This window comes from Kitasatospora sp. NPDC059973 (assembly GCF_042737525.1).
In the GTDB taxonomy this organism is placed as follows: Bacteria; Actinomycetota; Actinomycetes; order Streptomycetales; family Streptomycetaceae; genus Kitasatospora.
Genome location: NZ_JBHWUI010000009.1, coordinates 92,018 through 98,212 on the forward strand (window position 1 = coordinate 92,018; position 6,195 = coordinate 98,212).

At 74.2% G+C, this 6,195-nt stretch carries 8 protein-coding genes; all 8 read right to left on the reverse strand.

From position 1 onward, the window contains the following. Positions 1 to 114 precede the first annotated feature (114 nt). Positions 115 to 345 carry a hypothetical protein gene (locus tag ACFWA9_RS04630; RefSeq protein ID WP_380383066.1) on the reverse strand — a complete coding sequence of 77 codons (231 nt, stop codon included), beginning with the start codon at positions 343 to 345 and terminating at the stop codon, positions 115 to 117. Beyond that, positions 345 to 896: a hypothetical protein gene (locus tag ACFWA9_RS04635; RefSeq protein ID WP_380383068.1), complete on the reverse strand. Its 552-nt coding sequence runs from the start codon at positions 894 to 896 to the stop codon at positions 345 to 347. The genes ACFWA9_RS04630 and ACFWA9_RS04635 overlap by 1 nt, the downstream gene beginning before the upstream one ends. A 209-nt stretch (positions 897 to 1,105) precedes the next feature. Next, on the reverse strand, positions 1,106 to 2,623 hold the full coding sequence (locus ACFWA9_RS04640) for a DUF2637 domain-containing protein (RefSeq protein ID WP_380383070.1): 1,518 nt from the start codon (positions 2,621 to 2,623) through the stop codon (positions 1,106 to 1,108). A 357-nt stretch (positions 2,624 to 2,980) separates the two neighbouring features. Then, positions 2,981 to 3,580, reverse strand: coding sequence for a hypothetical protein (locus tag ACFWA9_RS04645; protein WP_380383071.1), 600 nt, complete (start codon positions 3,578 to 3,580; stop codon positions 2,981 to 2,983). 107 nt (positions 3,581 to 3,687) lie between these two features. Beyond that, positions 3,688 to 4,359, reverse strand: coding sequence for a hypothetical protein (locus tag ACFWA9_RS04650; protein ID WP_380383073.1), 672 nt, complete (start codon positions 4,357 to 4,359; stop codon positions 3,688 to 3,690). Between the two features lie 245 nt (positions 4,360 to 4,604). Then, positions 4,605 to 4,877, reverse strand: coding sequence for a hypothetical protein (locus ACFWA9_RS04655; RefSeq protein WP_380383075.1), 273 nt, complete (start codon positions 4,875 to 4,877; stop codon positions 4,605 to 4,607). Positions 4,878 to 4,986: 109 nt separating this feature from the next. Next, positions 4,987 to 5,250 (reverse strand): hypothetical protein, encoded by a 264-nt coding sequence (locus tag ACFWA9_RS04660; protein ID WP_380383076.1) that lies wholly within the window; start codon positions 5,248 to 5,250, stop codon positions 4,987 to 4,989. Between the two features lie 378 nt (positions 5,251 to 5,628). Further along, positions 5,629 to 6,042 carry a hypothetical protein gene (locus ACFWA9_RS04665; RefSeq protein ID WP_380383078.1) on the reverse strand — a complete coding sequence of 138 codons (414 nt, stop codon included), beginning with the start codon at positions 6,040 to 6,042 and terminating at the stop codon, positions 5,629 to 5,631. Between the last annotated feature and the right edge of the window lie 153 nt (positions 6,043 to 6,195).

Consider the following 6,195-nt stretch of genomic DNA (forward strand, 5'->3'; position numbering starts at 1 on the left):
CCTCTCACAGTTGACAGACAGTCACCGATACGGCAACCTCGCGCGCGCGCGTCGCGCGCGCACCTTAGGTGGCCGCCGCAGCGGCCCCCACCCGGTTGTGGTTGCGGTTGTTGATTACGTGTTGTGACGCTGCATGAAGTCGTGCAGCGCGCTGGACAGCTCGTTCCAGACCTGCGGCCGGCCCTCCCGGTCGGCCTCCACGGCGATCGACCGGGCGACGTCCCACCAGTAGGCGGCGTACGCGGCCGGGCCCTTCGCGCGGGCCTTCTCGCCGCCGTCGCGCCAGTGCTGCTGGCGGTTGCGGCGGCGCTTCGCGTCGGCCTCCGCCCGGCTCATCCGGGCCATCAGGACACCCCCCGCTTCGGCGCCGGGAAGAAGTCGCCGATGCCGCTGATCGGCGCGGGGGCCGGGGCCTCGACGGGCGCCCCGGCGGGCGACTGGACGGGCAGGTACACCCCGTCGTTCACGGCCCCGTCGGCCGACGCGGCGGGGGCGTTCACGCCGGACAGCTGGGCCGCGCTCTTGCCCAGCGAGGTGGCCACCGCGCCGTGCAGCCGCCCGCCGCGCCGGGCCCGGCGCGCGGCCTTGCGGGCCGCCGCCGTCTCCCTGCGCTGCGGCAGCTCCAGCACCTGGTGGACGTAGGTGGCGTACAGCGCCTCCGCCGACGCGGCGGCACGGCGCGACGCCTTCTCCATCCGGCGCAGCTTGCCGACGACCTTGCGGGTGCGCTGCCACTCCGACAGCGGGCGGTCGCCGTCGATCGGGGTGGCCTTGAGGCGCTGCTCGACGATGTCGGCGAGCTGGCCGTACTGGCGGGCGTCCTCGAGGTGCTGGTCGCGTTGGGTCGCGGTGAACTTCCGCATCCCCTCGTCGGTGAACAGGGCGTTCAGGTCCATGGCGGGCTCTCCCTCCGAGAGCATTCGGGCAGGCGGCAGTGGCCTCCTGACCTGGGGTGATGGGTTTCTCGGACCCGGGCTCCGGCCGGATGGCCGGGTCGTAGAGTGGTGCTCGGCGCATCGGCGTATCGGCGCCTTCGGCGGTCACCAGGGCGATTGGTGCGTCCTGGTGGCCACCGGAGAGGCCGGCACTCGGTGGGGCGGGCTGCTCAGGGCCGGTAGCCGGAGGCGAGCAGGTCCGCAGCCTCCTGGCGGTACTCGGAGGCGGTGCCGTAGGAGGTGACCCCCACCTCCTGCTGGATGTCCGCCAGCGGCAGCAGGTCGGCGTCGCCCTCGGGGCTGACCGCGAGGATCATCCGGACGACCTTGCGCACCGCCCGCTCGCGCGGCTTGAGCCTGGCGACGTCCTCGGCTTCGACCGCGCGCCGCTCGATTTCGGCAGCGGCCAGACGGATTTCGGCAGCAGCCCTGGCCGTTTCGGCGGCGGCCAGGTTGGACTGCTCGACGGCGGCGAGCGCGGCCGCCTGGCGGGCCCGCTCCTCGTCCGCGAGCCGGTTCCTCTCGGCTGCCTCGCGCCGCGTTTCGGCGGCGGCCTTCGCCGTTTCGGCAGCGGCCCGGTCCGCTTCGCGGGCGGCCAGCTTCGCTTCGGCGATGGTCTGCGTCTCGACCGCGGCCGCCTCGGCGGCGGCGATCCGGTCGGCCTCCGCGGCCTGCCGGCGCTCCTCCGCGGCGAGCCGCTCCAGCTCGGCCGCCGCCAGGTCCGCCTCCGCCTTCGTCTTGCGCTGCTCCGCCTCCAGACGCTGGGCGCCGGCCGTGCGGGCCTTCGCCTCGGCCATCACCGCCGTCTCCAGTGCCGCCTCCTCCGCTGCGGCGACCCGCTCGGCGGCGCTGACCTGGGCCTGGGCCTGGGCCCGGGCCTGGCCGGTCTCACCGGCCACCTGCGCCCGGACCGCCTCGACCCGGCCCTGCGCCCGCAACTTCTGCGCCTCAGCCTCGGCCTGCGCGAGGCGGCTTCGGGTCTCGGCGGCCAGGCGCCGGTGCTCGGCCGCCTCGGCGCGGGCTTCGGCGTCGCGCTCCTGGTCGTCCGGCATGGCCAGGGCCTGATCCACGGTGAAGCCGTGCGGGGCCATCTTCATGGGCAGCAGCTCGTCATCGCTCGCCTTGCTCAGGTCGCCGCCGTGCTTGCGCTTGAGCCACAGCTCGTAGGCGGTGAGCTCCTGTTCTCGGCGGACCATCTCGGGGTAGGAGCGCACGTCGTACAGGCGCATCCGCCGGTAGAGGCGGGCGGTGGCCTTGGGGGCCAGGACCCAGCGGTTCAGCGGGATGGAGTCCCGCTCGGCCCGCTCCGGGCGCACGACGCGGTCGATGCTGTCGCGGCCGAGTTCGACCACCATGATGAAGAGCATCGGGACGATGCCGTGGGCGCCGGCCGCGAGGTAGTCCATCAGCTGCCAGGGGCGGCCCTGCGGGGCGGCGGAGGCACCGTTGAGGACGACGGTGGCGGCGGTGAGCAGCCAGACCGGGTAGCGGATCCAGGAGATGGGCCGCTTGAGCCAGGCCATCAGCAGGTCGACCGCGATCATGATCATGATCCCGATGTCCACACCGCCGGTGAACAGCTGGCCCATGTCGAGGGTGGCGAAGTGGAGGCGCTCGTGCGCGAACCTGGCGACGTGCGCGAAGGAGAGGTAGAGGCCGATGCCCGCCAGCGCGACCGCGGCCGCCACGATCCCGACGGCCGCGAGCTTCTGCGGGGTGGTCAGCTGACCCGCCGTGGGCGCGGGCGAAACGCCGTCGGCCGTCTCCGAAACGGGTCCGGGTGCCCGCGAAACGCCGTCGTCCGCTCCCGAAGCGGGGGCGGACGCAGCCGAAGCGGGACCCGGCATGATGCGCGGCGGGCCGGGCAGGATCGCCGTCGGCGGTCGGTCGATGGTCGTCACAGGAGGCCTCCGGAAGGGCTCGAATCGGTGGTGCCGAAACGGCGGCCGGTGCTCCCGAAACGCGTTTCCGCGTTCCCGAACCGGCCGCCGCTGTCGGCGAAGTGGGGGCGGCCGGTTCCGAAACGGGCTCGGACGCGGCGTGGGTCAGGCGCGGGTCGAGGCGGTCTGGACGACGGCGAGGGCGAACTCAAGCGCCTCGGCCCAGACCCTGAGGACCGCGGGCTCACCGGTGACCTCCGCCGCCAGCCAACGGTTGGTGAGCGGGCGAAGAGCGGCCTCCGCAGCGCGGTGCACCTCGTCGGGGTAGACGAAGTCCGTACCCGCGAGCTCCGCGAGGAGCTCACGGGTACCGAAGTCGATCCGCGTCGCCAGCACGCCCAGCGCCCGCGGCTCGGCCGCGTCCGGACCCGCCCCGCCGCGCAGCACCGTGGTGGTGACGCGCAGGCGGCTCGTCTCGGCGAGGGCCTCGACCAGGGCGAGCAGGCCGGCGCGGCCGTGGGCCAGGTCCTGCTGCTCGCGCAGGTCGACGATCCGGGCGGCGGGGAACCGCTGGCTGGCCCGCTGGGCGTCGGTGTAGGCGCGGTCGGCGTCGGTCGCGGCCGCCTGCCGGTCCTTGTGGGCCGCGCGCCAGGTGAGGCGCCGGGCCGGGTCGTCCAGCCAGCGGCCCAGGTCCGTCAGCTGCGCCAGCGGGTCGGGGGTGTGCTCCACGCGCGGGATCGTCCAGGTCAGCGTCGGCTTGCTCATGGGGTTCTCCTGTCGAGGGGTGTCGGGGCGGGTGCGTCGGGCACCGTCGAACGCCCCCGCGCCGGCGGTCCGGCGCGGGGGCGAACGACAACCGACCGACGTGGTGGTCAGGCCTGGTGGTCGCCGGTCAGGTTCGCGACCTGGCGCAGGTGCTCGCGCTGGCGCTCGACTGCGTTGAAGACTTCCTGGTTGAGCGGGCTGCGGCCCCAGCCGTCGTAGTCGCTGCGGGCCCCGAACTCCCAGGCGGTGTCGAGGCCGGCCTTCTCGAAGGCCTCGCGCTGGGACAGGTTGCTGTAGTTGTGGGCGTTGTGGACGTCGATGATGGTCCGGCCCTTGCGGTCCCAGGCCGCGGCCTCCTTCAGCGCCTTCTCCTGAGCGGTGACCAGCCGGGAGACGGTCGAGCGCCACTGGGTGTCGGCGGTGGAGTCCAGGGAGGAGAAGAGCCGGTCCATCTCCTGGCGGGCCTGGGTGTAGGCGGTCCACAGCTCGGCGGCGCCGATGCCCGCGGCCTTCATCTCGCGGACGTACCTGGCGTCGAGCCACAGCCGGCGGGCGTCCTCGTACTCGGCGGCCAGGGCCTCGCGGGCGGCACGGGTGAGGGACTCGTCCCGCCATGCCTCCGCCAGCATCACCGGCTCCTTCTCAGTACCCGTGAACGGCTTGAAGGTGAAGACGAGGTTGTTGAACTCGGTCTTCGCGGTGCCCAGGTAGTTCTGGTGGTGGCGGCCTTCGAGCTGCTGGGCGATCTTGTCGAAGTCCCCGAGGCTGATCACGAACATGCTGTCCTCCGTCGAAGTGGTGGCGCCGGTGCGTCGGGAACCGTCGAACACCGCCGCCCCGCACCCGGTGGAGCTGGGCGGGCGCGGCGGCGAACGGCGGCAACCGAGGCGGTCAGCGGGTGAGCAGGACGACCAGCAGGACGATGACCGGGGTGGCCATGCCGAGCAGGTAGAGGAGGTCCATGGGGCTGCGCATGAGGGGATTCCCTTCCGGGGCGGGTGGGTGGGGCGGGGTGGGCGGGGTGTCACAGGCTCCGCATCGCCATGCCGTCGGCGGTCACGGCGGCCCGCTCGAACCAGGCGGGCAGGCCGGTCAGCATCGGCGCGGTGACGACGGAGCCGTCGGGCAGCGCCTTGCCGACGGCGTGGTCGAAGCGACTGCCGGCCACCATGCGGGCGACCAGCCGCAGGGTGGCAGGCAGGCTCTGGAGGAGCTCGCGCTCCTCGTCGGTGACGTCCAGGGGCCCGCGCTCCAGCGCGGCGGCCAGCTGCTCCAGGTCAGCGGAGTGGCCCTCCATGACTCGTCCTCTCGTCTCGTAGAGCGGTGCGTCGGGCACCGACGAACACCGCCGCCCCGCACCCGTGGCCGGGGGCGAGGCGGCGGCGAACGACAGCAACCGGCGGCGGTCAGCCGAGCCGGGCCGTGAGCGCGCGCCGGTGGAGCGCGGCGACCGTCTCCGGGTGCGCGGCCTCGTGCAGAACGTGCCGCTGCTCCAGGAGCGCACCGGCGGTGGCCGGCTGCGCCAGGACCGGGTCGGCCCAGGCCGCGACGTCACGGGCGTCGAGCTCGCCCATGTGCACGGCGTACTCGGCCTGGTCGGCCGCCTCGTAGTCGGCGTGCATCTGCTCCAGCCCGGCCTGCCAGCGGTCGTGCTCCTCGGTCGTCCTCACGGGCGGTCCCCTCTCGTCTCGTCGTCGTGGCTGTGTAGGGCTACTTCTGCTGGGCGCCGGCCTTCTCGGCGAGGGCCTTGGCCCGCATCTCCCGGGCGCGGCGCAGCAGCTCGTCCATCTGCGCGGTCTCGGCGCGCTGCTGCTCGGGCGTCACCGGCCACCGCCGGAGGCGGGCTGGGGCGGGGCCGGCGGCGTGGGCTGGGGAACGGGGGTGCCGCCGCCGATGTAGGAGCGGCAGACGGCCAGGTCGGTGATCACTTGCGTCCTCCGGGGGTGGCGGCCTTGAGGGCGTCGGCGGCGGCGCGGGCGGCCGCCTTGGCGGCCGCGGCGGCGGCCTTCGCCGCGAGCAACTTGATCAGGGCCTCGCTGGCCACGGGGTCACCCGGCCAGGGGGAGCGCGCGGATGGCCGCGACGGCCGCGGAGACGGTGGCCGGGAGCGGCTGGATCGTGGCGATCGTGGTGACGGGCTCGTCGGCGAGCTCGTCCAGGTCGATGAGGACCTCGCGGATCGCCTCGGTGGCGGCGGTCGACCGGGCTCGGACCCGGCGGGCCTTGTCGCGCAGCAGGATCAGCAGGCCGGTGAAGCCGCGGGTGCCGTCCGGGTAGTGGCCGGCCTCGACCGCTTCCCACACGGCGTCGGCCAGGTCCTCGTCGAGGTCGGCGGCGGCCGGGCTGATCTCGGCGAGCTGCTCGGCGGCGGCCGCGAGCAGGCGGCCGGCGTACCGGCCGTACAGCTCGTCGTAGTCGGTGGTGTTCGGGTTGCTCGCCGGGGTGCCGACGAGTGCCATCATGGGATCCACGGTCGTGTCCTCTCGTCATGGTGCGGTGCGACCGACAGGCCCCGGGGTTGCGCCCCCGGGGCCTTCTTGCTGCTCTGTGCTGCGTACGAGCAGCCACGGCCGCCGCCCCCCCCCGGGGGGGGGGGGGCGGGCCCGGCGGATATA

Excerpts from the sequence above, each read along its gene's own strand:
- ACFWA9_RS04665 (WP_380383078.1), bottom strand. The coding sequence starts at position 6,042 with ATGATGGCACTCGTCGGCACCCCGGCGAGCAACCCGAACACCACCGAC.
- ACFWA9_RS04650 (WP_380383073.1), bottom strand. The coding sequence starts at position 4,359 with ATGTTCGTGATCAGCCTCGGGGACTTCGACAAGATCGCCCAGCAGCTC.
- ACFWA9_RS04635 (WP_380383068.1), bottom strand. The coding sequence starts at position 896 with ATGGACCTGAACGCCCTGTTCACCGACGAGGGGATGCGGAAGTTCACC.
- ACFWA9_RS04645 (WP_380383071.1), bottom strand. The coding sequence starts at position 3,580 with ATGAGCAAGCCGACGCTGACCTGGACGATCCCGCGCGTGGAGCACACC.
- ACFWA9_RS04655 (WP_380383075.1), bottom strand. The coding sequence starts at position 4,877 with ATGGAGGGCCACTCCGCTGACCTGGAGCAGCTGGCCGCCGCGCTGGAG.
- ACFWA9_RS04630 (WP_380383066.1), bottom strand. The coding sequence starts at position 345 with ATGGCCCGGATGAGCCGGGCGGAGGCCGACGCGAAGCGCCGCCGCAAC.